Annotated in this window: 23 protein-coding genes and 4 pseudogenes; 13 read left to right on the plus strand and 14 right to left on the minus strand. The window is 69.3% G+C overall.

The features are described 5' to 3' along the window. Positions 1-912: 912 nt before the first annotated feature. Positions 913-2,187 carry an APC family permease gene (locus tag JE024_RS37235; RefSeq protein ID WP_244883516.1) on the plus strand — a complete coding sequence of 425 codons (1,275 nt, stop codon included), beginning with the start codon at positions 913-915 and terminating at the stop codon, positions 2,185-2,187. 16 nt (positions 2,188-2,203) lie between these two features. Here JE024_RS37235 and JE024_RS37240 read toward each other — a convergent pair whose 3' ends face one another. Continuing rightward, positions 2,204-2,560: a DUF6223 family protein gene (locus JE024_RS37240; protein WP_205378243.1), complete on the minus strand. Its 357-nt coding sequence runs from the start codon at positions 2,558-2,560 to the stop codon at positions 2,204-2,206. A gap of 233 nt (positions 2,561-2,793) precedes the next feature. Here JE024_RS37240 and JE024_RS37245 point away from each other — a divergent pair, with 233 nt between their 5' ends. Continuing rightward, a complete protein-coding gene (locus tag JE024_RS37245) occupies positions 2,794-3,921 on the plus strand; it encodes a sensor histidine kinase (protein WP_205378244.1) in 1,128 nt (375 codons plus the stop codon). Further along, entirely contained in the window at positions 3,918-4,583 is a 666-nt protein-coding gene (locus tag JE024_RS37250; RefSeq protein ID WP_205378245.1) for a response regulator, read from the plus strand. Before JE024_RS37245 ends, JE024_RS37250 begins: the two co-directional genes overlap by 4 nt. Positions 4,584-4,770: 187 nt before the next feature. Here JE024_RS37250 and JE024_RS37255 read toward each other — a convergent pair. Continuing rightward, positions 4,771-5,029, minus strand: a pseudogene (locus tag JE024_RS37255) (transposase family protein); the annotation flags it as partial. A 54-nt stretch (positions 5,030-5,083) separates the two neighbouring features. On the opposite strand from JE024_RS37255, the gene JE024_RS37260 reads away from it, so the two are divergent. After that, positions 5,084-6,562, plus strand: coding sequence for a serine/threonine-protein kinase (locus tag JE024_RS37260; RefSeq protein ID WP_244883520.1), 1,479 nt, complete (start codon positions 5,084-5,086; stop codon positions 6,560-6,562). On the opposite strand, the pseudogene JE024_RS42610 reads toward JE024_RS37260, so the two are convergent. Then, positions 6,559-6,731, minus strand: a pseudogene (locus JE024_RS42610) (transposase); the annotation flags it as partial. The gene JE024_RS37260 and the pseudogene JE024_RS42610 sit on opposite strands and share 4 nt — an antisense overlap. Before the next feature lie 239 nt (positions 6,732-6,970). Continuing rightward, entirely contained in the window at positions 6,971-8,398 is a 1,428-nt protein-coding gene (locus JE024_RS37270) for an endo-1,4-beta-xylanase (RefSeq protein ID WP_205378247.1), read from the minus strand. 564 nt (positions 8,399-8,962) lie between these two features. Between JE024_RS37270 and JE024_RS37275 the strand changes: the two genes are divergently transcribed. Beyond that, positions 8,963-10,429, plus strand: coding sequence for a non-reducing end alpha-L-arabinofuranosidase family hydrolase (locus JE024_RS37275; protein ID WP_205378248.1), 1,467 nt, complete (start codon positions 8,963-8,965; stop codon positions 10,427-10,429). 90 nt (positions 10,430-10,519) lie between these two features. Next, positions 10,520-10,978 (plus strand): PH domain-containing protein, encoded by a 459-nt coding sequence (locus JE024_RS37280; RefSeq protein ID WP_244883521.1) that lies wholly within the window; start codon positions 10,520-10,522, stop codon positions 10,976-10,978. A gap of 18 nt (positions 10,979-10,996) precedes the next feature. Here the strand turns inward: JE024_RS37280 and JE024_RS37285 are convergent, their stop codons facing one another. Beyond that, complete coding sequence (locus tag JE024_RS37285; RefSeq protein ID WP_372449904.1) at positions 10,997-12,196, minus strand: IS110 family RNA-guided transposase; 1,200 nt, start codon at positions 12,194-12,196, stop codon at positions 10,997-10,999. A 603-nt stretch (positions 12,197-12,799) separates the two neighbouring features. Here JE024_RS37285 and JE024_RS37290 point away from each other — a divergent pair. Further along, positions 12,800-12,946 (plus strand): annotated as a pseudogene (locus JE024_RS37290) (ATP-binding protein); the annotation flags it as partial. A 558-nt stretch (positions 12,947-13,504) separates the two neighbouring features. On the opposite strand, the gene JE024_RS37295 reads toward JE024_RS37290, so the two are convergent. The 3 genes from JE024_RS37295 to JE024_RS37305 form a co-directional block, all read right to left on the minus strand. Then, the gene (locus JE024_RS37295; protein WP_205378249.1) at positions 13,505-13,948 is read right to left on the minus strand and encodes a DUF2267 domain-containing protein; all 444 of its coding nucleotides are present in this window, start codon (positions 13,946-13,948) and stop codon (positions 13,505-13,507) included. Positions 13,949-14,010: 62 nt separating this feature from the next. After that, complete coding sequence (locus JE024_RS37300; protein WP_205378250.1) at positions 14,011-14,406, minus strand: DUF2267 domain-containing protein; 396 nt, start codon at positions 14,404-14,406, stop codon at positions 14,011-14,013. Positions 14,407-14,511: 105 nt separating this feature from the next. Beyond that, positions 14,512-14,943 (minus strand): Hsp20/alpha crystallin family protein, encoded by a 432-nt coding sequence (locus tag JE024_RS37305; protein WP_205378251.1) that lies wholly within the window; start codon positions 14,941-14,943, stop codon positions 14,512-14,514. Between the two features lie 126 nt (positions 14,944-15,069). Between JE024_RS37305 and JE024_RS37310 the strand changes: the two genes are divergently transcribed. Next, positions 15,070-15,714, plus strand: coding sequence for a type III effector protein (locus tag JE024_RS37310; RefSeq protein ID WP_205378576.1), 645 nt, complete (start codon positions 15,070-15,072; stop codon positions 15,712-15,714). Positions 15,715-16,131: 417 nt separating this feature from the next. Here the strand turns inward: JE024_RS37310 and JE024_RS37315 are convergent, their stop codons facing one another. Then, on the minus strand, positions 16,132-16,557 hold the full coding sequence (locus JE024_RS37315; RefSeq protein WP_244883522.1) for a MarR family winged helix-turn-helix transcriptional regulator: 426 nt from the start codon (positions 16,555-16,557) through the stop codon (positions 16,132-16,134). 259 nt (positions 16,558-16,816) lie between these two features. On the opposite strand from JE024_RS37315, the pseudogene JE024_RS37320 reads away from it, so the two are divergent. The 4 genes and pseudogenes from JE024_RS37320 to JE024_RS37335 form a co-directional block, all read left to right on the plus strand. Further along, positions 16,817-17,230: pseudogene (locus tag JE024_RS37320) on the plus strand (PP2C family protein-serine/threonine phosphatase); the annotation flags it as partial. Between the two features lie 869 nt (positions 17,231-18,099). Next, entirely contained in the window at positions 18,100-18,450 is a 351-nt protein-coding gene (locus JE024_RS37325) for a MerR family transcriptional regulator (protein ID WP_205378253.1), read from the plus strand. Positions 18,451-19,107: 657 nt separating this feature from the next. Further along, positions 19,108-19,998, plus strand: coding sequence for a helix-turn-helix domain-containing protein (locus JE024_RS37330; protein WP_205378254.1), 891 nt, complete (start codon positions 19,108-19,110; stop codon positions 19,996-19,998). A gap of 439 nt (positions 19,999-20,437) precedes the next feature. After that, positions 20,438-20,797 (plus strand): hypothetical protein, encoded by a 360-nt coding sequence (locus JE024_RS37335; protein WP_205378255.1) that lies wholly within the window; start codon positions 20,438-20,440, stop codon positions 20,795-20,797. A 105-nt stretch (positions 20,798-20,902) separates the two neighbouring features. Here JE024_RS37335 and JE024_RS37340 read toward each other — a convergent pair whose 3' ends face one another. From JE024_RS37340 to JE024_RS41550, 5 genes are all read right to left on the minus strand, one after another. Continuing rightward, complete coding sequence (locus tag JE024_RS37340) at positions 20,903-21,214, minus strand: SCO5918 family protein (RefSeq protein ID WP_205378256.1); 312 nt, start codon at positions 21,212-21,214, stop codon at positions 20,903-20,905. 54 nt (positions 21,215-21,268) lie between these two features. After that, complete coding sequence (locus JE024_RS37345) at positions 21,269-21,673, minus strand: CBS domain-containing protein (protein WP_205378257.1); 405 nt, start codon at positions 21,671-21,673, stop codon at positions 21,269-21,271. 46 nt (positions 21,674-21,719) lie between these two features. Further along, positions 21,720-23,231 carry a DEAD/DEAH box helicase gene (locus JE024_RS37350; protein WP_205378258.1) on the minus strand — a complete coding sequence of 504 codons (1,512 nt, stop codon included), beginning with the start codon at positions 23,229-23,231 and terminating at the stop codon, positions 21,720-21,722. 300 nt (positions 23,232-23,531) lie between these two features. Next, on the minus strand, positions 23,532-23,735 hold the full coding sequence (locus tag JE024_RS37355) for a cold-shock protein (protein ID WP_205378259.1): 204 nt from the start codon (positions 23,733-23,735) through the stop codon (positions 23,532-23,534). A gap of 708 nt (positions 23,736-24,443) precedes the next feature. Beyond that, complete coding sequence (locus tag JE024_RS41550; RefSeq protein ID WP_280521589.1) at positions 24,444-25,457, minus strand: RDD family protein; 1,014 nt, start codon at positions 25,455-25,457, stop codon at positions 24,444-24,446. 204 nt (positions 25,458-25,661) lie between these two features. Between JE024_RS41550 and JE024_RS37365 the strand changes: the two genes are divergently transcribed. Beyond that, positions 25,662-25,973: a trypco2 family protein gene (locus JE024_RS37365; protein WP_244883525.1), complete on the plus strand. Its 312-nt coding sequence runs from the start codon at positions 25,662-25,664 to the stop codon at positions 25,971-25,973. The last annotated feature ends 6 nt before the right edge of the window (positions 25,974-25,979 follow it).

Here is a 25,979-nt window from a genome sequence, read left to right on the forward strand (position 1 = left end):
CGCGGCCGACCAGCGTGCGATGGCCGACATTCTCGCCTCGGTGCTGAAGGACATCACCGCCCCACGGCTACCCACCCCTCAAAGACGGGTGTGCTGTGGGGAAGCCTGAGGGCCTGGCCGGCGAGGAATTCCGTGTCGCCGAGCATGGGCTGCGCCTGTCCTCGGCCGTCATGGTGGAGCCCGCGCCGAGCCAGCAGGCGCGAGCTCACGGCCCAAAAGACACACCGCTTAGACCTGACGATCGTCGTGATCAGCGTCAACTCCGAGCCGGACACCCCTGCCCCCGACACTTTGCCGCGGCTTGAGCGCTGCGCTCTATCTCCTGCGCGCCCGTGCAACCAGAAAGGCCGCTCCCACAATGACGATCAAAATGATGGCGATGATCCAGAACGGTGGGGAGCCCTCGCCCGCTCCCTTGGCCAAGAGCTGCATCTGCGACATGTCGATTCCCGTCCATTCATGTAACTGATCAAGGCCCGCCTTCCCGGATGCCCGGTCCACATGTACGTACCCGAACAATCGATCCAGCTTCGATGGCGGGCGGTCCAAGTCCCATGTCTGAGGACGCGGGGCCACGGCCTGGATACGACTACGCCGAACTCACCGACGCCCCCCAGCGGACTCCTCTTGGACGTCACCGGCCGGCCCGGCGATGACCGCGCCACTGAAGCTGCACTCGTCACCCCCCGAGACAGTGCGCTGCGCGTACGTTCTCGTCGCGGTCGTCGGTGAAGAGGAAGTCGCCGGGGGCGGCGTGCAGGGCGACGACGCAGTGGCGCAACGCCGCCGGGTCTGGTTTGGTGCGTGTGCTCGTGGCCTGGGGTTGCGCCAGACGGCCCGGCCCGGCTCCCGTATCGTCGCCCGATATCGGAGCGCGTAACGTACGCGGCTGGTGCCGCCGAGGAGTGGGCCGTGAGCAAGTCACCGACTGCCGCCGGGATACCGGACGAACTTCAGCGGCGGCTGGGGGTGTCTGACGCCGTGGTGATCGGCCTGGGGGCGATGATCGGCGCGGGCATCTTCGCTGCGCTCGCGCCGGCCGCGCTAGCGGCCGGTTCCGGGCTGCTGATCAGCCTGGCCCTGGCCGCAGTGGTCGCGTATTGCAACGCCACCTCCTCCGCCCGGCTCGCCGCCCGCTACCCGGCCTCGGGCGGCACCTACTTCTACGGCCGTGAGCGGCTCGGCGACTTCTGGGGCTACCTCGCCGGGTGGGCCTTTGTGGTGGGCAAGACCGCTTCCTGCGCGGCCATGGCCCTCACGGTGGGCTCGTACGTGTGGCCCGGCCAGGCGCATGCCGTCGCGGTCGCGGCGGTGGTGGCGCTGACCGCAGTGAACTATGCAGGGGTGCAGAAGTCGGCGCTGCTGACCCGGGTGATCGTGGCCGTGGTGCTTGCAGTGCTCGCCGCCGTAGTGGTCGCCTCCCTCACCTCTTCCGCGTCCAGTGCGGCCCGGCTCGGTGTCGGGGGAGATGCGACCTTCGGCGGGGTGCTCCAGGCGGCGGGAATGCTGTTCTTCGCCTTTGCCGGGTACGCCCGCATCGCCACCCTCGGCGAGGAGGTCCGCGACCCGCAGCGCACCATCCCCCGGGGTATTGCGATTGCCCTCGGTATCACGCTGTTCGTCTACACCGTCGTCGCCATATCTGTGCTGAGCGTTCTCGGCCCGCAGGGGCTGGGACAGGCTGGCGCGCCCCTGTCCGACGCTGCAAGGGCGGCGGGCGCCGACTGGCTGGTGCCGGCGGTGCGCGTCGGTGGGGCTGTGGCCGCACTCGGCTCGCTGCTCGCGCTGATCCTCGGCGTGTCGCGCACCACTTTGGCCATGGCGCGCGACCGGCACCTCCCGCACGGCCTAGCCGCGGTCCACCCGAAGTTCGAGGTGCCGCACCGGGCAGAGCTTTTGGTGGGCGCCGTAGTAGCCGTAGTCGCTGCGATGGGGGACGTGCGCGAGGCGATCGGGTTCTCCTCCTTCGGCGTCCTGGCGTACTACGCCATCGCCAACGCCTCCGCCTGGACCCTCACCCCGGACGAGGGCCGCCCGGCCAGAGTGATCCCTGTCCTCGGGCTAGTCGGCTGCCTCATTCTGGCCTTTGCCCTCCCGCTGTCCTCGGTGATCGGGGGTGCCGCGGTCCTGGCCCTCGGCGCCGCCGCCTACGGGGTCCGGCGTGCAGTGGCCGCGCGCACGCCATGACCCGGCGGTCAGACGGTCATCCGGCCGGCTGACCGGCGCGGCGGAAACGGGTCAGCGCTTGGCGGCCGAGGAACACACCGCCCAGCCCCAGCGGGACGGCCACGATGGCGCCGACGAGCCCGTTGCCCGTACCGGGGCCCCCGCTGGAGGTGACCAGGTGCAGCACCGCAAGGACCGTGCCGATCGCCCCTATCGCAATGGCCGACCTTCCGCCGGTGCGCGCGCTGCCGGTCCGGCCGCCGGAGCGCGTCAGGGCCAGCCAGCCGATCACCAGGCCGAGCAGCCCTACCCCGAGGGCCAGGTTGGCCCCCGTCCGTCCGTCGCCGATGATCCCGCCCTCGGCCGCCGCTATCAGTACTGCCGAAGCACTCATACCGCTGTCCTCCTTTTTCTCCGTCGTTTGAGTCCGGGCTGTGGTGCGCCTTGAGAATGCGCCACGGCCCTCCTGCCGGTCGTCCCGCATGCGCAGGCACTTTCCCCTGCCGCCGGTGCGGCAGCCGGGTCCTGCGGTTACGGCAGGCGGCGCACAGGTACCGCGCCCGCAGTAGTCGGCCGCTCGTCCGTGGGCCGGACTCGCCCGCCACCGCGTCCGGCTACGGTGCCCTCATGAACAAGGGGCGGTTCACTGTTCCGGCCAAGGTCACCGACTGGTCGATCGCTTTGGGGGTGGCGGCACTTCTCCTGGGCACCGGGCTGTCCGGGCCCCACCCGTCCGAGAGCCGCGAGGTGCTCGGCCTGGCACTGCTGGCGGCCGGAGCGCTGGCACTGGCCGCTCGCCGCCGGGCACCGCTCGTGGTGCTGGCCGTCGGCGGGCTGTCCGCGGTGGGTTACCAGGCGGCCGGGTTCGAGGTGCTCGCCGTCTCTTACCTGGTCGCGGTGTACAGCGCCGTACGTGCCGGGCACCGCGCCGTCACCCTGGCCGTGTCCGTGGGCCTGCTGGCTGCGCTCTTCCTCACGGCCCTCGTCTTCCCTGGCGGTGACCTTCGCGAGGTGGTGGGCCAGGCCCGGACGACTCTGGAGATTGCCTGGCTGATCGCCGCCATTGCCGCCGGCGAGGCGGTGCGGCAGGCCGAACGGCGGGCGGACGAAGCTGAGCACACCCGGGAGGAGACCGCACGGCGCCGGGCGGGTGAGGAGCGGCTGCGCATCGCGCGGGAGCTCCACGACTCGCTCACCCACCAGATTTCGGTCATCAAGGTGCAGTCCGAGGTCGCCGTCCACGTGGCCCGGCGGCGGGGCGAGCAGGTGCCGGAAGCGCTGCTGGTGATCCAGGAAGCCGGCCGGGAGGCGAGCCGGGAGCTGCGCGCGACCCTGGAGGCGTTGCGCGACGACGGCCTCACTCCGCCGCACGGATTCGACCACATACCGGACCTGGTGAAACAGTTCCAAACGACCGGCCTGGAGACGGCGCTGAGAGTCGAAGGGCGCCCGTACGCCGTGCCGGCCGCGGTAGGCCGCACCGCCTACCGGATCGTTCAGGAGTCGCTCACCAACGTCTCCCGGCACGCCGCCGCCACCACCGCCTCGGTCCTGATCGACCACCGGCCAGACGCCCTCGCTATCCGCGTAGACGACAACGGAAAGGCCACGCCGGACACCGCGCCGACGCCTGGCCTCGGGCTGCTCGGCATGCACGAACGCGTCACCGCCCTGGGCGGCTGCCTTCGCACAGAGCCGCGCAGCGCGGGCGGCTTCACCGTCCAGGCCGAACTCCCCTTGAGCGGAGCGTCGTGATCCGGGTCCTGCTCGTCGACGACCAGCCGCTCCTGCGCAGCGGCTTCTGCGCGCTGCTCAGCCTCGAAGACGACATCGAAGTGGTGGCCGAGGCCGCCGACGGCGAAGAGGGCCTGGCGCTCGTCAGGAAGCATGTGCCTGACGTTGCCCTCATCGACATCCAGATGCCTGTCATGGACGGCATCGAAGCAACCCGGCGCATCGCCGCAGACCCGGCCCTGGCAGGCGTGCACGTCGTCATGCTGACCAACTACGGCATGGACGAGTACGTCTTCGACGCGCTGCGCGCCGGTGCCGCCGGGTTCCTCGTCAAGGACATCGTCCCGGAGGACTTCCTGCACGCCGTACGCGTCGCCGCCCGCGGTGACGCCCTGCTGGCGCCAGCGATCACCCGCAAACTCATCGACCGGTTCGTCACCCAGCCACCCACCAGCCGCGCCGTCGGCGGCTGCCTGGAGGAACTGACCAGCCGCGAACGCGAGGCGGTCGCTCTCGCCGCGCAGGGCTTGTCCAACGACGAGATCGCCGCCCGCATGGTCATCACCCCGCTGACCGCCAAGACCCACATCAACCGGGCCATGACCAAGCTCCACGCCCGCGACCGCGCCCAGCTCGTGGTCCTCGCCTACGAATCCGGCCTGGTGACCCCACACACCTCCTAACCCCCTGACTTTGAGGGACCGCCTTCGGTCGACTCGGCGGTCACCGCTTCCGCGGTGCGGTCGATCCGGTCAAGTCCCTCTGCGGGGGCGCAGTTAGCGGGCTGGAGTCGAGTGTGAGGCTGCGGCCGACTGAGGGAGCCTGCCTGTGCGGCGGGCCCAGATGTCGAATGCGACAACAGTGAGTGTTTCAGCGTTGCCTCTCCAGGGTGGCGAGGGCCTTGGCGATGACGGTCATGCGTTCGGGCTGGTGCGGGCTCTGCGGAAGATCTGCCAGGACTTCAGCCGTGCCATGCCGCGTTCGACGGGTGTCCTTGCTGCGGCCAGGGTCCGGTTGACGGTGCGCTGGGTGAGGATGCGTTCACCGCCAGGTGGCCGTTTGAGTTTGGTGGTGACCCAGGGACCGGCGCCCTAGTGGCGCGGTCGGCGAGGATCGGAACGATCTGTCTATAGACGGCACCAACCGCCTTCGCAGGTGCGGAGGCGTCTCGTATGCTGACAGCGTGGAGCGGGGAAGGCTGATCGCGGACCGGTACGAGCTGATCGGTCGTCTGGGCCGCGGTGGTATGGGCGAGGTGTGGGCCGCGCGGGATCGCGTGCTCCACCGTGAGGTTGCACTTAAACTCCTGGATCTGGACGGGATGACCCAGGCCGACCTGCCCCAGCGGTTCGAGCGCGAGGCGATAGCTGCCGCCCAGATCGTCCACCCCAACGTCGCCGCCCTGTTTGACCGGGGCGTCCACGGCGACGGGTTGTTCCTGGTCATGGAGAAGGTGTGCGGCCAGACACTCACAGCCAGTCTCTCTGCTGAGCGTGCATTGCCCGTGACACGTGCCGTGGCCATCGCCAGCGGCATCTGTGCCGCGCTGGAGGCCGCCCACCGGGCCCAGGTCATCCACTACGACATCAAGCCCCACAACGTCATCATCACCGGCGACGGGCTGGTGAAGGTCATCGACTTCGGGATCGCCGGGTTCGTCGAGGCTGCCTTCACCGTGGCCCGCTCCTCTCAACTGGCCCCTGCTGGAACGCCGGAGTTCGGCGCACCGGAGCAGTTCCTCACGGAACGCGGCGACGAACGGTCGGACCTGTACGCACTCGGTGGGGTGCTCTTCGCGATGCTCGCAGGGCGAGCGCCTTTCACCGGGCACAACAGCATCGCGGTCGTGCGGCGCAAGCTCGACGAGGAGGCCCCGCCCCTCGACGGACTTCGCCCCGGCCTGCCGCCGGAGGTGACCACACTTGTTGCCGACCTCCTGGAGCGCGATCCCGACCGGCGTCCCCAGTCAGCAGAGCAGGTCCAGCAGCGGCTGCAGGCAATCCTGGTGTCGTGTGCGGCAGCAGAAGCTCCCACCGCGGCGATGTCCCGCCCCCCTCGCACCCGCATCATGGACGACGACACGCAGCGGCGGCACCAGTCGCCCTCTCCCGGCTCCTGGAACCGCGCTTCCACCGACGAGACTCCGTTCACTCCGGACGCCCTACTGCCGCAGCGGTTCACCAACGACCTGGACATCAAGTTCACGCGGATCGCCGAGGACACCCGCTTCTCCCATGAAGCGGGCCCCAGCGACCTGGCCGAGGAACTCGAGCACCGTGGTTGTACCGAAGTGGTCGTCGGTGTCTATGCGGAGCAGCCCGGGCCCCACACCACGCCAGAGAACCCTGTCTACGTCTCAGTCCAAGTTTTCGCATTCCCCGACGCGGCGACGGCCCAGGACGCGCAGAATTACCTGGCAGACGAGGGCAGGCCCTGGCAACTCACCATCTGGAGCGCCCGCGAGGGGGGCGGCCTCACCCCCTGTCCCGACACGGTCCGCCGCAGCTTCCGATGGCGGTACAGCCAGAGAAACCACCGCTACCTGACCGCGGCGCTGGCCTACCGCGCCGACCTAACCAAGGACGGCTCCATCCAGCCCTGGCTCGCCGCAGCTGCCCGCAAGGCTGCGGTTTCCACCGGACCGCAGAACCATCACGGCTAGGGCATGGGCAGCGGTGCGCCGCCGCAGCTGCGGGCGAAGTGCGAGAGCCGGACCAGAGGTGTTTAACCCACAGGTACCGGCGCACGTGGCTCTCGTACTCCTTGCGCAGCGTCCGGGCCGAGACGCCCTTGAGCGAGTTGACCAGCTTCGACAGCTCAGACGCCGCAGGCCCCCACCTTCGGGTGGACGAAGCTGCTTTCACAGCACGCTCTAGGCGGGGCCGTCCTCGCGCCGAAGGTGCGCACACTCTCGACCCCGCACCCGAGCCCGCCCGGGTCCCCGCCCCGGTCCGGGACAGTCCGGGGCGGGCATGGCCCACCGACCCTGCGGGGCCGTGAAACGGGGTGACGTTCCGCCCATGCGGTGCCGGTCGCGGCGGTCGTCGCGACCGGCACACCATGGGGTGCGTCAGGCGCGGGACCAGCGCTGGTTGGAACCGTTCGAGCAGGAGTAGAGCTGGATCCGGGTGCCGTTGGCGGTGGCGCCCCCGACCGCGTCGAGGCAGAGACCGGACTGGACGCCCACGATGGATCCGTCGGAGTTGAGACGCCACTTCTGGTTGTCGCCGCCCCAGCAGCTGTAGATCTGGACCGTGGCGCCGTTGCCGGTGCCGGCGGCGTCCAGGCACTTGTCGCCGTAGCCCCTGAGCTCCCCGGCGCCGGTGTACGTCCACTGCTGGTTGGCGCCGCTGTGACAGTCCCACAGCTGGACCTGGGTACCGTCGGCGGTGCTGCCGGGCACGTCCAGGCACCGGCCCGAACCGACGCCCCTGATCGTCTCGCCGTCCGCGGGCGGCGTGGTGGAGCCGCCGTTGAGTGCGTTGAGGACAGCGGTGTACGCGGGCTTCTTGCTGCCATCGTTGTAGAACAGCAGCGGCGTGTGCTCGGACCGCCATGAGTCGCTGTCACGCACGCCCCAGACGGTGACGCCGAGGCAGCGGGAGACGGCCAGGCAGTCGTTGACGACGCTGGCGTAGGTCGAGGACGGGGCCCCCTGGATGTCGAGTTCGGTGACGGCCACGTCGACACCGAGGGCAGCGAAGTTTTGCAGGGTGGTGCGGAAGTTGCTGTTGTAGGGGCTGCCGCTGTTGAAGTGCGACTGGAAGCCGACGCAGTCGATCGGCACGCCGCGCTGCTTGAAGTCCCGCACCATGGCGTACATGGCCTGGGTCTTGGCCCAGGTCCAGTCCTCGACGTTGTAGTCGTTGTAGCAGAGCTTGGCGGAGGGGTCGGCGGCTCGCGCGGCGCGGAAGGCCGCCTCGATCCAGTCGTTGCCGGTGCGCTGCAGGTTGGAGTCGCGCCGGGCTCCCGAACTCCCATCGGCGAAAGCCTCGTTGACGACGTCCCACTGTGTGATCTTGCCCCTGTAGTGGCTCATCACACCGTTGATGTGATCGATCATCGCCTGGCGCAGCGCGCTGCCGCTGAGGCTCTGCATCCATCCGGGCTGCTGCGAATGCCAGGCCAGGGTGTGCCCGCGCACCTCCTTGCCGTTCTGCACCGCCCAGTTGTAGACGCGGTCGGCGGCTTGGAAGTTGAACTGGCCCCGCTGCGGCTGGGTGGCGTCGATCTTCATCTCGTTCTCGGCCGTCACCGAGTTGAATTCACGTGCGGCGATCGACACGTAGGTCGCGTCACTCAGCCGGTTCGCTGCGACGGCGACGCCGAAGTAGCGGCCGCTCTGCGCAGCCGCCGCGCCAAGGGTGCTTTCGGCTGCCAGAGCGGGCGGCGGCGCGGACAGCGACGCGATCACAGCGAGCACGCCGGCGAGCAGCGTGAGGAGCAGAGCTCGGGCCCCGCGTCGGCCGACGGGACTGGGACGGGCGTATGAGCCCATGACTGTGCCTCCAGGGAAAGGATGACGGGATCAACGGGCACCGCGGTCACGAGGCCCGGCGGGGACTCGGCCGGCCCGGGCGGGCCAGGCCGGCCGCCGGGCGATGTGCCCCCGGCGGCGGTCTCACGCCCCGGGACACGCGGCGGGTACTTCGTCGCGGTCCGAAGGGAGCCCGCTCACGAGCCGTTCGAAATTTCGTCTGACGATCGACTCTCCAGACAGGATGATTGAGGGATTGACGGTGCCTCGTCAACCCTCGGGCATTGATGAGTTTCCGAATGTATTTCGAAACTTGCGGATCAGGTTGAAGGCCGATGGATTGCTGGACCCGCAGGTCGCACGACGCTCCACCTGTGGTTTTCCTGGGTTCAGCTGATGGTCACGCCCGAGAGCGAGGCGTCACCTCGCATTCGGACGGACGGCATCCCTTGACCCGAAGCCAAAGCGTTCCTACCTTGTGGCGTCACGGAACCGAAAGATTGTCGAAACATTCGACACCGAGCCCGGATGCGAGAACCGCCTGCGCTTCGGCGACAGCCCGCTCCCGCCCCCAAGGAGGCCCCGATGTGGTTCCACCCCCCGTCCCCGGTCCGTCCACGACGATTACTCGGCGTCCTCGCGCCCCTGTTGCTGGTCGCCACCTTCCTGGGCGCCCAGCCCGCCGAGGCCGCGACCGTGGACCCCAACGCCTCATATGTGCTGGTCAACCGCAACAGCGGCAAAGTCCTCGACGTCTACAACATGGCTACCGGCGACGGCGCCCGCATCACCCAGTGGACCAGGAACGACCAAAGCCAGCAGCAGTGGCAGTTCGTCGATTCCGGCGACGGCTACTACCGCCTCAAGTCCCGTCACTCGGGCAAGGTTCTGGACGTCTACAACTGGTCCACCGTGAACGGCGGCTCCATCGTCCAGTGGGCAGACCTGAACGCCGCCAACCAGCAGTGGCGGCTGGCCGACAGCTCCGACGGCTATATCCGGCTTGTCTCGCGCCACAGCAACAAGGCCCTCGAAGTGCAGGGCGCCGCCATCGCGGACAACGCGAACGTCGTCCAGTACGACGACTGGGGCGGCGCCAACCAGCAGTGGCGGCTCGTCAAGGTCGGTGCGGACACCCCGGGCCCGTGTGATCTTCCGTCGGCCCTCCGCTGGACCTCGACAGGCGCACTGGCGCAACCCAGACAGGGCTGGGCCTCGCTCAAGGACTTCACCGTCGCCCCCTACAACGGCGGCCAACTCGTCTACGCGACCACGCACGACACGGGGACGCGGTGGGGGTCGATGAACTTCGGCCCGTTCACCAACTGGTCGCAGATGGCCTCGGCCGGCCAGAACGCGATGTCCGTGCCGACCGTCGCACCCACCCTCTTCCACTTCGCGCCGAAGAACATCTGGGTGCTCGCCTACCAATGGGGCGGAACCGCGTTCTCCTACCGCACGTCGAGCGACCCCGCCAACCCCCACGGCTGGTCGTCCGAGCAGGTTCTCTTCTCCGGAACCATCCCGGACTCCGGCACGGGGCCCATCGACCAGGCACTCATAGGTGACGGCACGAACATGTACCTGTTCTTCGCCGGCGACAACGGCCGGATCTACCGTGCCGGCATGCCGATCGGGAACTTCCCGGGCAGCTTCGGCTCGACCTCGACCGTGATCATGAGCGACACGACGAACAACCTGTTCGAAGCCCCGCAGGTCTACAAATTGCAGGGCCAGAACCGCTACCTCATGATCGTCGAAGCCATCGGCGCGCAGGGCCGCTACTTCCGCTCGTTCACGGCCACCAGTCTGACGGGCTCCTGGACACCCCACGCCACGAGCGAGGGCAATCCCTTCGCCGGCAAGGCCAACAGCGGCGCCACCTGGACCAACGACATCAGTCACGGTGAACTGCTCCGCACCAGCGCCGACCAGACCATGACCGTCGACCCCTGCCACCTGCAGTTTCTCTACCAGGGACGCAGCCCCGACTCCGGTGGCGACTACGGCCTGCTGCCCTATCGCCCGGGTCTGCTGACTCTCCAGCGCTGAAACAACGACGGGTCCGGTCCGGGTGCGAAGGTTCGCGGGGGGGGGGTGCCCCTATGCGTTTGGTCAAGCTGTGTGGCTCACAATGCGGGCATGGATGACCAGGGTGGGGACTCGGTGTCGGTGTGGCGGGTGGGTGGGGCGGCTCGATTGGCGGGCTATGCGATCCCGGCTGCTGTGGGGGTGAAGGCGCTCTTCGGCTGGGCGGGGTGGGTTTCCTCTCCGGGAGCGGAGACGGCACGACTGGCCGGGTTGTGGTCGGGGCTGGCCGTCGGCGTCGCGTTGTTCTTCTGGTGGGCGATTCTCAGGGTCCGGCTTGCGGTCGGCCCTGACGGGATCGTGGCGGTCAACCCATGGGGGACCCACCACCTGGCGCTGGACGAGGTGGCATCGGTGCGGCTTGGCGCGTGGGGTGCGGAGTTCCATCACGGAGACGGCTTCAAGACCACGGCCTATGCGCTGAGCGAGCTGGCCGCAGGAACCTCGCAGGACCGGCGGTTCGCGGAACTGCAGGCAGTTCTGGAGGCGGCCCCCGATTCCTCGTCGCAGTGACGCCTGCGGGGACGGCGGTCAGGAACTGGCCGGCCGCGGTTCGTAGAAGGTTCCGTCGCGGAGCATCGCGAAGAGGACGTCGGCCCGGCGTCTGGCGAGGCAGAGCAGGGCCTGGGTGTGGTGCTTTCCCTGGGCGATCTTCTTGTCGTAGTAGGCCCTGGATGCCGGGTCGGCCAGGGCGGCGAACGCGGAGAGGAAGAAGGCTCGTTTGAGCTGCTTGTTTCCTCTCCGGGAAGGCTGTTCACCGCGGATCGACGAGCCCGAGCTCCGGGTCGCCGGGGCGAGGCCGGCGTAGGCGGCGAGGTGGCCTGCGGTCGGGAAGGTGCTGCCGTCGCCGACCTCGATCAGGATGCGGGCTCCGGTTCTGACGCCGACTCCTGGCATCGACGTCAGGACCTTCGAAAGAGGGTGGGCGTCCAGGAGTTCTTCGATCCGCCCGGCCAGCAGTTTCCGCTGGTCGAGCACGGCGGTCAGAGAGGTGGCGAGGCTGGGGACGATCAGCGCGGCCGCGTCGGTCCCCGGGACGGTCACGGTCTGTTCGTCGAGGGCGGCGAAGATCTCCTCGACCAGCCGCTCGGCCATCCTCGGCGCCTTCGGCCGCAGCAGCGTGACCAGTCGCCGCCTGCCGGCCTTGCGTATCTGGGCCGGTGACCCGAACCGCTCCAGCAACGCAAGAACGGCCGGGTGCTGCAACCGGGGCCCCAGCACCCGCTCCAGCGACGGATGGATCTGCGTCAGCAGCCCGTGGAGCCGGTTCGCGACGCGGGTGGCCTCGCCGGCCAGGTCGTCGTCGAAGCCGACGATCATCTCCAGCTCGGCGATCGTCTCGTCCTCGCCGTCGATCGCCCGCAGCGTGTGCGGCATCGCGCGGGCCGCATCGGCGATGATGAACGCGTCCTTCGCGTCGGTCTTGGCCTCGCCCGGGTAGAGGTCGGCGATCCGCCGCATCGTCAGCCCGGGCAGGTAGGCGACCGGGCAGCCCATGTCCCGGGCGACCGCCAGCGGCAGGGCGCCGATCGAGGCCGGCTGGTCGACCACGACCAGCACTGTTCCGTGCTTGGCCTTCAGTTTCGCGAACAGATCGCGGAGCTTGGGTTCAGTGTTGGGCAGCCGCTTGTCGAATGCCTTCTTGCCGGCCGGGGTGACGGCGGTGGCGTGGTGTTCGCCCTTGCCGACGTCCAGGCCGAGGAAGACGTCGATGTCGCCGGTGTCGATCACGTGCAGGCCCCTCCATCACGCTTTCGTCCGGCCTTGCCTGGGCACCGAGCTGCCACATCCACGTTACGGAGAGCTCTTCCGGTCATGGGTGAAGCCGGTGCTCAAGCCCCTCATCAGCGGTCCGTCGATGCCTCCGGACCCGGTGACACCACCCCCCGGATCATCAACAACAGGAGGGGGAAGTCATGCCGGACCCGAAGGCCGGAGGCCCCATTGCAGAGCCACGAAAAAGGTAACGGGGGGGGGCGGGCGGGATGACGGTAAACCGGCGGGGCGGCTGGGCAGGATGGATCACGATCGCCGCCGCGACCCAATCGTCCGGCACGGCGGCTCCGCCGCCCGCACCCACCGAGGACGAGCCTTCCGCCGGGGAGCTTCAGGACGAGCTGCCGTGGTTGATCCACGGGCCCGGTGTAGCCCAGCACCACCGCATCCGCAGCGTTCATCCCCACAGCGTGCCGCAACCCGGCCGCGCTGCCCGCCCGCGGCTCGCAGCTTCGGGAAGGCGCCCTGGCAGCCCTGCTGGCTGTTCCCGGATCGGGCGTGGTGCCTGGTAAGGCCGAGCCAAACACGAGACAAGGCCGGCTCCCTACGGGACGCACCCGGGCCGCCGATCCCGGCAGGGTAGGCCAGCACGGCCTGGAGATCGTCCAGGCGGTCACGGAAAGCCTGTTCATGGAGCAGGAGCCGCTCGGCAAGCGCATCACGGCCCGCATCAACCTCTCCGGCGCCCCTGATATGAGCTTCTAGGGCCTGTATCCGGTGGTGATCCGGGCGGGCGACTGTTCATGCTGCGGAGGGAGCCTGGAACGCCTACGAAAGCGGTAGGTGCTGACCTGACCAGCCCCTGCCGGAGCCGTAGACAAGCGCTGTTCGCAGTCGGTCCTGGCACAACATCCGTGAAGTCGAGCCGGCTGTCGGTCTCCGAGGGCCGAGGGCGCTGACTGGCCCGTGCGGCATCAGGCCCGCGGTGGCGCGCAGTCGTCGTCGGTCCAGGCAGATCGTTCACCCACCCCGGTCAGTGCCACGTCGGCTGTCGGGTGAAGAGGCGAATCCGCGGATGTCGGTGTGTCCTGGCTCCAGCTCGCCCTCCAGCGCGTTCAGGAGCGTATCGCTGCCTGGAGCGTAGGGAGGTCGAGCGCCGCCGCGGCCGTGCGGCCGCGGCGGCGGTGCCGGATTGGATGATCGAGACCGGCATCGGCGCCGACCGCCTCGCCTCTACGTCCATGTCGGCGGCTGGCGCATGGCCGGGAAACGACTCTGCGGCATCACGCGGTTCGAGACCGCGGCCTGCGGCGGACGGACCGATTATGCGGCCGGGGTGAGTTCGGCGCGGCCGAACAGCAGTGCGTAACCGGTGGGGAGTTGGTGCAGGATGCGGGTGATGAGGTCGGGTCCGGCATGGGTTGCGACGGCCGCGAGGACGGAGCCGGTGTCCCACCGGGTCGTGGCCAGGGGTGCACCGTTGCGGGCAGCGAGGTCCTTGACGAAGGCCCAGCCTCCCAGCGGCTGGGTGCCGGGGGTCTGCTTGGTCAGGATGCGTGCGGCTTCGAGGGGCAGGCGGGCGGCCAGGTCGACGCGTTCGTCGCCGGTCAGCTGGCGTCCCAGTCCTGCCAGGACCAGGCGGACGGCTTCGTCGGCTCGCTCGCGTGTGGGGTAGGCGCCTTCGTAGCGGACCTTCTCCAGCATCTGCTCGTACGCCGTCGAGTACGGCTGCTGGTGTTCGAGCGGTGCGCGCACGTCGGTGATCACTGCGGTGGGATGCCTTTCGTCAAGCCGGGGTCGGGTGGGTGCCGGTGGGCGGCACCCGGTGGTCAGGTGGTTTGGGGGCGGCCGAAGAGGAGGTCGTAGCCGACGGGGAGCTGGAGCAGGATCTGGCCCAGCAGTTCGTCGCCGGTGGCGTCGGCGACTGTGGACAGCACGGCGCTGACGTCCCAGGTCGCGGTCTGCTCGGTGGCGCCCTCGATCCAGGCCGCGGTCGCCCGCACGAATCGCTCCGGCGGCAGCGGCTCGGCGCTCTGGAGCGGGTTGAGCAGGATCAGGGCGTATCCCTCCGGCAGGCGTGCCGCGAGCTGGGCGCGGACCTCGCCGACCAGGTGTGCGCCGAGCAGAGCGAGCACTACACGAGCCGCGCGCTCGGCTTCCTCCACAGTGCCGTACTCTCCGCGTTCCTTGACGTGATCGAGAAACGCTTCACGTCGCAGAGTCATCTCGACAGCCACCCTTTCCTGTCCTGCGAACTGCCCGCGGGGGTACGGAGGACGGGGCGAGGGGAAGGTCAGGTACCCCCGTCCTCCGCACCGTTGCGGCCGGCTCTAGCCGGAGATCTCCTTGTGCCCGGAACCGACGCCGATGGAGATCTTGCGGGGCTTGGCGCGCTCGGCGATCGGGATGCGCAGGGTGAGCACGCCCGCGTCGTAGTCGGCCTTGATGTGCTCGGTGTCGAGGGTGTCGGCGAGCACGATCTGGCGGGAGAAGACACCCAGGGGCCGCTCGGACAGTTCCATCTGCACGTCGTCGGCCTTGGCCACCGGCCGGCGCTCGGCCTTGACGGTGAGCATGTTCCGTTCGACGTCGATGTCGATCGCGTCCGCTGCGACGCCGGGAAGATCGAAGGCCACCACGTACTGGTCGCCCTCGCGGTAGGCGTCCATCGGCATAGCCGACGGCTTCGACCAGGTCCCCGGTACCAGCAGCTGCTGCGTCAGCCGGTCCAGCTCACGGAAGGGGTCAGTGCGCATCAACATCGTGAAAACACCTCCAGCAGGTTCAGGCAGTAACTGCCAATGCGCCTCACTGACACCGTTGTAACATGTCATCCAATGGATGACAAACAAGCTGTCATCTATGCGATGACAACCAGGGAGGTGCTCGTGACCCCGGCCGACCAACCGCCCACGACCGGCACCGACGCCCACAGCCCGGCGTCCTTCCTCGCCGCCGCAGCGGCCCTCGACGCCATAGACGACGCCATGCGCGAAGCCCGGCAGAAGGCTCCGCACGCATCCGATGCCGGGCCGCGCCCGGAACAGGCCCTGGCCTCACTGATGCTCTTGCGACAGCTCCGCGACCAGCTCGCCGGATGGGAGACAGGGCTGATCGAAACCGCCCGCGACGCGGGCGCCAGCTGGGCCGACCTGGCCCAGCCCCTCGGCGTGGCCAGCCGCCAGGCCGCCGAGCGCCGCTACCTGCGCGGCCGCCCCGGCCCTGCCGGTACTACCGGCGAACAGCGCGTGACAGCCACCCGCCAGGCCCGTGCCGCGACCCGCACCACCGCCGCCTGGGCGCGCCACAACGCCGGCGAGCTGAGACGTCTCGCCGGACAGATCACCGCACTCACCGACCTGCCCGCCGCAGCTCGCCGTCCGCTCAGCGAACTCGATGCGGCCCTCGCCCACGACGACCCCGCCGACCTCATCGCGCCGCTGGCCGCCACACGCCCCCACCTGGCCGCCACCCGTCCCGACCTTGCCGCCCGGCTCGACACCCTCGCAGCCCCGAGTAGGCCCGCCAACTGAAGACGCAGGCCACCGGTTGGTGGGGTGTCCATCCTGGTTGTGGGCAGGCGCCCGAGGAACAGATCGGCCCTGGGTGGCACCTGCAGTGTTGGGGATGCCACTCGACGAGCACGATGGTGGCGTCGTCGTGGAGCCGTGTGCCGCGGAGCGGGTTCGTCGACCCGGCGGCACGGTCAGCGCCTGGCGGGCTTTGCTGTGCTGCGGCGGGGCCTGGCCCGGCGTCTACATCTGCTGGGCGCCGTCGTCCCGCTTGGTATCGGACGCGGTGATCGTGACGACGGCGTGCCGGGTGGTGCCGGCCAGCGCTTCGACGAGGAAGCCGGCGGGGTGCTGGCCCGTGCCAGGCGCCGGCCAGCACTGGGCCCGTGGCCGAGCCCCTGCGCTGGTGTGGCCGGCGACCGCGTTTGACCGGGCCCGTCAGTCCGGGGCTCTGCCGCGGGCTTGGACGGCGTGCCGCAGGGCGGTGAGGCCTTCGGAGAGTGCGGTGTGTGCTGGAGCAGGCATCGCCTCGACGGCACTGAGCAGAGCGTTCCGACGGCGGTTGCGCAGCTCGTTCAGGCACGCCTGGCCGCGGTCGGTGAGGTGCAACTCCATGAGGCGCCGGTTGGTGTGGGCGCGATGGCGGCGGATGAGGCTGAGCGCTTCCAGGCGTTCGCACAGGCGGCTCACGGCTGACGGAGCCGAACCCAGTACTTCTCCCAGTGCTCGCTGGCTGATCGCCGTGTGGCGTTCGAGGGCGTACAGGACGCGCAGCTGGGAGACCGATACCGCGGTGGGGGCGAGCGATTCCCCGCCGCGGTCCCACATGATCTCCAGCAGCTCGATCGCCTCGCACGCGGCCACGGCAGTTGCCTCAGCGAGATGTTCGACAGCAGGATCTCCGGTCATAACGGGGGCCAGTGTCGCATCTGTCACGTCTGGTGAGGAGTGCGCGTGGGCTTCAGCGGATGCTGCCCGCGGTCCGATTGGCCCGCGGTAGCCGGCACTGCGCACCCGCGCGCGCTGACGATGCGCTCGCCCCGCCCTTCCCCGCCTGCCGTTCACCGCGGCGGGCTGCCCCCGCCGCCGGCAGCGCGGTCGCACACCGAACGGCTCCAGGCCCACCGGCCAGCTGCTGCGCATCGCTCTGGACGGCACCAGCGCCCAGCTCGTCAACGCCGACCACCCACGGCCGCTCCTGCTGCGTGACGACACAGTCACCGAAGTGCGCTTGGCCGTGAACCTGCCGTTCGGCGTCGACCATTCCCACCACGGGACCTACCTGGTCCAGAACCTCGACCTGCGGCCCGGGGACCGGCTGCTGCTGCATACGGACGGCATGCAGGAGCGCGAGGCCGCAGCCGTCGACCTTCCGCATCTCCTGCGCGAGAGCGCCGCCGAGCACCCGCGCGAGGTCGTACGCACGCTGGTCGGAGCGGTCGCCGACGCCTACGACGGCCGCCCGCCCCGGGACGACGCCACCGTCTTGTGCCTGGACTGGCACGGCCCCCACTCCGGCACCCTTGCCTACGGCTGACCCGGGCCCCGCAGCGGAGAGGGGACGAGGCCGCGTTCGGAGGCGGTCGCGTCGGCCGGTAGCTGTTCAGGCCCGCTCTGCGTGGGCTGACGTCCGATTGTCTTCCACGGCCCAACTCCAAAATCTGTCACGGCGACAGTAGACATTGGGCTGTGGCATAGCTATGGTTTCTCTCGTAGCCAGAGAAGACGAAGGGCTCGGCAGAGATGAACTGCCGGGCAGCAGTATCGGCGGTGCGCGTGCAGGGGGTGCGCCGTTCGGCAGGACGGTGCGGTGGTGGAGTGTCGAAGCCAGAGTGATTGAGGCACGGCGACGGGACTGATCACCGGACCGGGCGGCCCGCAGTTTCAGGGGCCGCCACCGGAAGTACCAGCAGTAGACGCAGTGACAGCGGTACCCAGCAGTGAAGTCAGTGAGCAGCACCCTCGGTGAAGGCGTCGGCTGCGGACGCGCGCACCGGGAAGTCCGGCAGTGGGGTTCTAAGCCAGAGTAGTTGCAGGATGGGCAACGGGGCTGGCTGCCGGAGCGTGGCGCTTGGTCAGGCCATGAGCAGTGCCCGCAGGTCGCAGTATCAGCAGTACAGCAATTCCCTGCAGGTAAGTAGGTTGATCACCAGAGGGAAGAACGGAGGAGTTGGGACGCCATCAGGATCGCCCGGACGCCACGCGAGTCCGGGTACCGCAGGACATCGATAGTGAGGTGGTCTCCGGTCAAGCACCGCGATCCCCGCAACCCCGGCGCAGCTCAGGCCGGGTAGGCGGCAGCAGAAGGCCGGCGCAGTATCAGGGCCGGCAGATGGTGTAACTGTCCTCCGGGGCCCTGGCGCTAAAGGCGCCAGGGCCCCTCAACGCGTTGACGAAAGAGGTTCGATGACAGCAGACAATCCGATGGGCCCGCTCGGCGGCCGTCTGGACGACGACGACTACCCCGCCTACACCATGGGCCGGGCCGCCGAAATGCTCGGCACCACCCAGGGCTTCCTCCGCGCGATCGGCGAGGCCCGCCTCATCACCCCGCTCCGCTCCGCGGGCGGACACCGCCGCTACTCGCGCTACCAACTGCGCATCGCAGCCCGCGCGCGGGAACTCGTCGACCAGGGGACCCCCATCGAGGCCGCCTGTCGCATCATCATCCTCGAGGACCAGCTCGAAGAAGCGCAGCGCATCAACGCCGAGTACCGCCGAGCGGCCGAAAATGCCGGCCCGGAAGCCTCCTCCTGACGCCCTATCCGCCCCGCAGCCCCGGGCGGCCCCGGACCTCCATGCGGCTCAGGGAGGCGCCGGCTGATTGTCCCTGGTGACAGGGCGTGCGGACGGGTACCTCCTGCGTCAGTTGTCATCGGGACCTTGCCATGGGTACACCCGCAGGGCGGACGCGGTGCGCCCTGCGGCATCTGCCGCAAATGCTACGAACTGTACCCCGGTGCGCTGGTCACTCTTTCTCCTTCCGCCCCTGCGGAATCGGGCTGTCCTCTTGCGGCTGAGCGGCACCCGGGGCGGCGAGGCGGCGCCGACCCCGGGTGCCGCTGCGGGCTCATCCTGGAGGCATGATGCGGCCGCTGCACCCCACAGGGCGCGGGGTGTGCCGACGGCCCTGCTTCCTCAGAAGGGCCCGGCCGGACCGAGCAACCATGCTGTGAACGCGCGGGCAATGCCGGCGCAGGTGCCGCCGACGGCTGCCTGTATGAGGCGGAAGCGGTCGGCTGTGCTGCGGCGCGGTGATCCGGACATGGGTCTGCTCCTTCGTCGCTGGCGGCCTCTGCCGCCGGTGCACCAACGTTGCGACCCTCGAGGGGAGTTGCCGCAAGCGGCAATCCGATTGACAGTTGGTGCAACGTCGGCAATGAGCCGAGAACGGTGAGAATGTCAGGGGGGAAGATGAGCACAGAGGGCTTACCTGAGGTCAGCGAACTGGCGGCCGAGCTTGCAGCCCTGCGGGACAAAGCGGGCATCTCGGGGAACAGGCTGGCCGACCGGACAGGGCACGACGCGAGCAACATCTCCCGCTACTGGAAGGGAGAGCGCCACCCTGACTGGGACACCTTTGTGCTGCCTCTGATCGCAGCGGTCGAGGAGTGCCAGGAGAGGCCCCTGGGCGAGAGAGCCGTGAACCGGCTGCGCACGCTCTACGACGCGGCAGAGTTCGCACGCCAGGGAGACAAGGGTGTCCGGCTCAGAGCCCGCTACACCGAACAGGCCAGGCACCTGGCCGAGCACAAGTCCAAACTGACCCGCATCGCAGTGGCGACCGGCGCCGTCATCATGCTGGCAATGGCAGCCATGCTGCCGGAACTGGGCAAGGGGATGAGGTTCGCCAGCGGCGACGCTCCCCACAGCGACCACAGATGCTGGAAACCGCCCGTCCCCAACAGCACCATCAGAGCCTGCGAACTTCACTCGTGGTGGTGGAACCTGCCACCCGACGCTGCGAAGACGGCCGCGTTCCACCTCATCACCCGCGGCGACACCCTCGAACTCGACGGGACGCTCCGACTCGACGCCTCATGCGACGCGGCCGTGCGATGGACCGTCACCGCCAAGCCGGACCGCATCGCCACAGCACCACTCAGCACCGGCACCCTGACACCCGGCGACCAACAACCCATCTATGAGCCGCTGCGCCGCGACCTGAAGGAAGTCGTTCTCACCGCTCATCGCACCGACTCCCAGTCCTGCCCGGCCACGCTCATCTGGGCACGCCCCGGGCCGCTTGGAGCCTATGCGCCGACCGTTCGCCCTCAAGCACCCCCCGACCAGCCATCCCGGTAGCTGCACTCCCGAGTGATCAACGAGCTCGAAGCTGTCGAGGCGAGACGACGGTACTGCCGTGTCCGCGAAGCGGGGTGTCGGCACAACCGGGGCCGGCTGTGGGGCGGACGCGGCGGGACGGGGCATCTCGTCGACGGCCGAGAGGATCTGACCGGCCGGACGGGTGTCTTCTTCGGCCAGTGAACTCAGCACGAACGTCTTGGTGGGGGCGGGCAGCCGGTAGAGAGAGCCTGAGGTCCGACTCCAGCCCCCGCGCGCCGCGTATTGCACCCCTTGACCTGCGCGGCGGTACCAGTGGATTCGGCTGGCTCACGGTCAACCGTCCGGCCCGAGCGACCGCGGTCACCCGCCGGGCCTCCGGCCGGAGGACCGCCAGCCTCTTCTCGGCCGGTGGCACCGGCCGAAAGGATGGGACGGCCGGTGCATAAAATCGGCTCTCATGTCGAAGCCTGACGAACTGCTCGTTGACGTTGCCACCCTGGTGGAGTCCGGGCAGAGCAATCAGATGTCCCTGACCGTCGTCACCGGTGGCGCTGTCATCACCGGCCGGCTTGCTCCCGAAGCCGTGTGGCGGCAGCGGGTGTCGGAGGTCCTGACGGATTCCGCCCGCCTGGGCGAGTTCGCCGCCGTCTTCACCGCCACGACGCCCCAGGATGGGCCGCCCGTTCATCTGCACTTCCATATGGCCCGCATCCTCCAGGGCACGGTGGGGATCCCGGAGACGGGTGGGATGTACCGCGTCTCGATCGCGGATGTCAGCGCCTGGACCGTGGGCGACTTCAGTTACTCCGACCACTGACCCGGCGTCGCGTCAGGAACCCCTGGGCAGGCGGACGGCCCGACCGGTGTGTACCGGTCGGGCCGTCCTGGCTGTTCGGGTGTCGGTTCGCGCAGGGCCGGTCCGTCAGGCGGTCGCCGGGGTGCCGAGCATCGCGGAAGCCTGTTGGAGAGGGCTGAGGTCACGCGGGGGCGTGGCGCTCGGGGGAAGGCTGCGGCAGGTGAACCCCAGCTGGGTCATGGCCCGGAGGACTTCGCCGGCGCTGAAGTCGCGGCGGTCCTGGCGGGTGATGACCTGACCGACCTGCTTCGCGGGGTAGGTACGGCGCCCGATGGTCACGGACTCGCCGACGACGTGCTCGGGCTTGACGCCCTTCATCGACTCCAGGACACCGCTCTTGGTCAGGTCGAACGGGAAACGGGCGATGACACAGCGCATGGTGCCTCACAGGAAGGAGAAGAAGGGAGGACGGTCGCTCCGCGGTGAGGCGGTTCAGCGCGCGAGGGTGACGGCGCCCAGAGTGCCGTCCTGCTTGTCGACGACCGGCAGGGTATCGAGTCTGCGGTGGCGACTCGCGTGCTCGGCCTCGGCCCTCGCGGTCGTGGGCGGTGCGAGCGGCCCGCGGTCTCCTCGGAGGTCGCGCAGACGGATCTGGTCCGTGTACGCCTCGCTGTCGCGGAGGGTGGCGAGTCCGGCCTGGCTGACCAGCCCGGTGCACAGGCCGTCCTGGTCGCGGACGACCAGATGACGCGCGCGGGCACTGGCCATGACAGCCAGGGCCACCTCGACCGTCATGTCGTCACAGACCTCTGGACCGGCCGTCTCCCTCCCCTCGTCCACCGTCCGGTGCACAGGGTTGGCGTTCGCCGAGCGGGGCTGCATCTGGACCAGCGTCAAAACGTACCTCCTGCAGAGATGGGCCAGCTTCCTGATCACGTGCTTCTCAGGCCGCCGCATCGTAGGCGGACTGCGGCACGCCCGCACGGGGGGCCGTCGAAGAGGGCCGTCGCCTGCCACGGGAGGCCGAACGGCGCTTGGCGCGTTCGACGACCGGTGCGGTGATGACGACGGGGACGCCGGAGGGTGTCTGGGCGCCGGTGATGCGGTTCAGGGCTGCGTCGCCCGAGCGGACCTCGGTGGTCCGCGGGGTGATGCCTGCGGCCCGCAGGAGGCGGGTCATGTCGCGACGCTGGTTGGGGGTGACCAGGGTGACGACGCTGCCGGACTCGCCGGCGCGGGCGGTGCGGCCGCCGCGGTGGAGGTAGTCCTTGGGATCGGTCGGCGGGTCCACGTTCACGACGAGGTCGAGGCTGTCGACGTGGATGCCGCGTGCGGCGACGTTGGTGGCGACCAGCACGGTGACGTGCCCGGTCCTGAACTGGGTGAGGGTCCGGGTGCGCTGGGGCTGCGACTTCCCGCCGTGCAGGGCGGCCGCCCGGACACCGCTGTTCAGCAGGTCTTGAGTCAGCCGGTCGACGGCGTGCTTGGTGTCCAGGAACATCATGACCCGGCCCTCGCGCGCCGCGATCTGCGTGGTCGTCCGGTGCTTGTCGGCACCGTGGACGTGCAGCACGTGGTGCTCCATCGTGGTCACCGCACCGGCCGAGGGGTCCACCGAGTGCACGACCGGGTCGGTCAGGTAGCGGCGGACCAGCAGGTCGACGTTGCGGTCGAGGGTGGCGGAGAATAGCATCCGCTGACCCTCGGGCCGCACCTGGTCGAGCAGCGCGGTGACCTGCGGCATGAAGCCCATGTCGGCCATCTGGTCGGCCTCGTCAAGGACGGTGATCGCGACCGTGTTCAGCCGGCAGTCGCCGCGGTCGATGAGGTCCTTCAACCGACCGGGCGTGGCTACGACGACCTCCACACCTCCGCGCAGCGCTCCGGCCTGCTTGCCGATCGACATGCCGCCCACGACCGTGGTCAGGCGCAGCTTCACGGCGCGGGCGTAGGGGGCGAGGGAGTCGGTGACCTGCTGAGCCAGCTCGCGGGTCGGTACCAGGATCAGGGCGAGCGGCTGGCGGGGCTCGGCGCGCTGCCCGGCGGTGCGGGCCAGCAGGGCGAGGCCGAAGGCCAGGGTCTTGCCGGAGCCGGTACGCCCGCGGCCGAGCACGTCGCGGCCCGCAAGGGTGTTGGGCAGGGTGGCGCCCTGGATCGGGAACGGCACGCGCACGCCTTGCGCGCCGAGGGCGGCCAGCAGCTCGGCCGGCATGGCCAGGTCGGCGAAGACCTCGACGGCGGGTAGCGCGGGAGTGATGGTCTTCGGCAGGGCGAACTCGCCCTGTACTGCGGCGGGCCGGCGGCCGTAGCCACCGGAGCGGATCGGGCCGGCGGAAGGGCTCGGCGTCGACGATCCGAAGCGGTTGCGCCGCTGCGAACCGGCGGCAGCGGCGAAAGCGGGGCCGCCTCGGCTGCGGGTGCGTGAGGAACGGCCGTTCGTACGTGTGCGGTTCATTCAGAACCTTCCTTGATGCGGCACGTATCAAGGAATCCCCCCCAGCAAAAACGCAGCGCGGGGAGCCACAAGAACGAGCCGAATGGAATGCGAAAGCGACCTTGACTTCGGAGCTTCAGTACGGTCGCAGGCACGGAGATGGGGCGGCGTCGTGCAGACGCGAAGCCAAGAAGAAGAAAAGGTGGACCGCGGAACAGGCGGGAACCCTGAATGCTGTGCAGTAGGTGACACTACGAAAAAAGCGTGCATTGGGGCCCGCACCCCCGAGGATTGCGGGCCGCTACGAGGTGCGCGTCACCGTCAGGCGGGAACGATTTTCTCGGCCGTCAGGCCCTTCTGGCTCCGTGCGACGTCGAAGGTGACCTTCTGGCCTTCCACCAGTTCGCGGGATCCCGGGTCGGCGATGTTCGAGAAGTGGGCGAAGACGTCGTCGCCGCCACCGTCCTGCTCGATGAAGCCGAAACCCTTCGCCGGGTTGAACCACTTCACGATGCCAGATGCCATGTCATATCTCCTTTGGCGCAGTAGACCGGCATCCGATCTGTACGGAAACCGTGTCGCCGCGATGATGCCCCGCCGGAGAAATGCCCGGAAATGTGAAGCGCGTGAAAGGTGGCGCGAACCGGGAGTGCTCGAAGTTTTTTGGGTACCAAAACTGCAACCGAGATCGACAGTAGCACGCTGCAGCGGTTTGTGTGCCTGAAATCTCGTCGTCCCGGGTATGTGGAGAAATTCTTCTCGTCGGGTGCTTCAAAGTCTCTGACCGTGGGGGTAGATATTGATTCCTGCCGAGGGCAGCGTTTCGTGGGCAAGGCCTCCGTCAGGGTGCGACGCAGTGCGGTGACCCGTCGGCCCTGTCGGCCGCAGCGCCGGGGCTGTCGACGGCGCCTTCCTGGAATCTCTCGGTGCTCGGGAGCCAGCTTCAAGCACCGGGAAGCAGGCAGTGTCTCGGAGCGGGCGTGCCTCAGCCATGGGCGGTATACGAGATCGGCCGACAGGCCGGCGCGCGGCCGGTTGCGCTTGGCGACGGCGGCGTGGAAGGAGCCGGCCGTCATGCCCGCGTGGTGGGCTTCCATGCTGCTCTCCGTCAGAGCCAGTACTGCTTTGCGGGCCGGAGTCTGCCGGTGACGGTTGCCTCGCAAACCCAGGTCCCGGCACGGCAGACGCCGCGGCCCCGCGGCCGGCACATGCGCACGGAGGGCCGCACCAGGTTCAGTCCCCCCGGTGGGGCGGGGGGTGGGGTGCCTGCGGGGGGTGCGGGATCGGGGCCTGCGGAGTGGCGAAGCCGGTGGGAGGGGGAGTGGACGGCATCGGGGGCGCGTCCTCGCGGCGCCTGCGAGTGGCGGTCGCCTTGGCACGGTCGAACGCGGCCCGGCCTCTCCTCGCCGCCGCGCGGCCGAGTTCGGAGTCGACGACGTGCCGCGCGGTCTCGTACCCGGCGATCCTCCGCTCGCCGTCCGGCGTGGTCCGGACGGCGTTCTGCCAGGCTGCCCGGCCATCACGGGCCCTGGTGCGCCCCAGGTCCATCGTCTGGCGGACGCCCTGCCGCGCGGCGCCCCAATCGGGCTGGGGCAGCCTGATGTTGCCGACGGTGGTGCCGGCCGTGCGGTCGGCGAGAGAGAGCCCGCGGCCACGGAGGGCGGGGGCGCCATTGGCCCAGAAGATGATCACCGCCACCATCCAGCACAGCACCGACAGCGCGAACGAGCCGCTGATCAGCACCAGGCAGGCCAGTGCGAAGCAGCCGACATCGGCGAGCGTGGTGACGGCGGCTCGGATCGCGGCTCTGCGGGGCCCGAGGTTGCCGGGCCGGTTGGGGTGGACACGCAGGCCGAGAAGCAGTTTGCCCACCGTGCGGTTGGTCAGCACGAGCGCCGTGAAGTGGTAGGCGAAGGTGATGAACACCAGGGCGACGAAGGCCTGCTGGACGGCACTCACCGCGGAGCCCCAGATGTCGTCCCACACCTGCTCGGTCGCCTCGAGCGGCCGACCGCCCGAGGTGAGTACCTCCCAAGCGCTGGTGCCGACCAGTTCGGTGGTGTCGGTCATCAGCGCGCTGATGCGCTGGAAGGTGAGGGAGCCGAGAAGCACGGCCACCGCTGTCACCAGAGAGAAATCGATCAGCCAGGCCATGATCCGTCGACTGGCGCCGGGCGTTCGCGTCCCGGCGGCTAAGACAGGCTCTCCGGTGGTCCCCGCCTTCGCGGACCTCGAGTACTGAGACATCTGCGCCCCCGTGATGACGAATCGTCAGCAGACAACAATCCAAATGGACAGGATAGCGCAGCCACATGTGATCAGGCAGGTGCCCGCGGAAATCCGGAGGCGGACCGGGGCGTGGTGTCCGTGGGGCGGGGCGGGCCGGTGTTTGCCGCCTGTGGACCCCGGGGAGACCGGGACTGCATACGGTCCCAATCGAGGGGTGTCGACGTGTCGCAGGAACCGTGGGCCGAGCTGGGGGAGACCATCAGCGTGATTCGCGCCGAGTTGCAGAGCGCCATGGAAACGGGCCAGGACGAGCCGCTGAAGTTCAGGACCGGGCCGGTTGAACTGGAGTTCACCGTGGAGGTCAAGAAGGACATCGGAGTCAAGACGAAGATCTTCGTCCTTCCGTGGACGGTCGAGGCCCAGGGCGCCGCGACCGCGGGGCGGAGCCACCGGGTCAAGCTCACCCTGCAGCCGGTCGACGGCGACGGCGACGACCTGAAGATCTCCGCCGACTCCCCACAGCGTCCGACATAGTGCGTC

Source organism: Streptomyces zhihengii, from assembly GCF_016919245.1.
Lineage (GTDB): Bacteria > Actinomycetota > Actinomycetes > Streptomycetales > Streptomycetaceae > Streptomyces > Streptomyces zhihengii.

Coding starts and splice junctions, on each gene's coding strand:
- JE024_RS37240 (WP_205378243.1), bottom strand. CDS start 2,560: ATGAGTGCTTCGGCAGTACTGATAGCGGCGGCCGAGGGCGGGATCATC.
- JE024_RS37245 (WP_205378244.1), top strand. CDS start 2,794: ATGAACAAGGGGCGGTTCACTGTTCCGGCCAAGGTCACCGACTGGTCG.
- JE024_RS37270 (WP_205378247.1), bottom strand. CDS start 8,398: ATGGGCTCATACGCCCGTCCCAGTCCCGTCGGCCGACGCGGGGCCCGA.
- JE024_RS37275 (WP_205378248.1), top strand. CDS start 8,963: ATGTGGTTCCACCCCCCGTCCCCGGTCCGTCCACGACGATTACTCGGC.
- JE024_RS37280 (WP_244883521.1), top strand. CDS start 10,520: ATGGATGACCAGGGTGGGGACTCGGTGTCGGTGTGGCGGGTGGGTGGG.
- JE024_RS37300 (WP_205378250.1), bottom strand. CDS start 14,406: ATGACTCTGCGACGTGAAGCGTTTCTCGATCACGTCAAGGAACGCGGA.
- JE024_RS37305 (WP_205378251.1), bottom strand. CDS start 14,943: ATGTTGATGCGCACTGACCCCTTCCGTGAGCTGGACCGGCTGACGCAG.
- JE024_RS37325 (WP_205378253.1), top strand. CDS start 18,100: ATGACAGCAGACAATCCGATGGGCCCGCTCGGCGGCCGTCTGGACGAC.
- JE024_RS37330 (WP_205378254.1), top strand. CDS start 19,108: ATGAGCACAGAGGGCTTACCTGAGGTCAGCGAACTGGCGGCCGAGCTT.
- JE024_RS37335 (WP_205378255.1), top strand. CDS start 20,438: ATGTCGAAGCCTGACGAACTGCTCGTTGACGTTGCCACCCTGGTGGAG.
- JE024_RS37340 (WP_205378256.1), bottom strand. CDS start 21,214: ATGCGCTGTGTCATCGCCCGTTTCCCGTTCGACCTGACCAAGAGCGGT.
- JE024_RS37350 (WP_205378258.1), bottom strand. CDS start 23,231: ATGAACCGCACACGTACGAACGGCCGTTCCTCACGCACCCGCAGCCGA.
- JE024_RS37355 (WP_205378259.1), bottom strand. CDS start 23,735: ATGGCATCTGGCATCGTGAAGTGGTTCAACCCGGCGAAGGGTTTCGGC.
- JE024_RS41550 (WP_280521589.1), bottom strand. CDS start 25,457: ATGTCTCAGTACTCGAGGTCCGCGAAGGCGGGGACCACCGGAGAGCCT.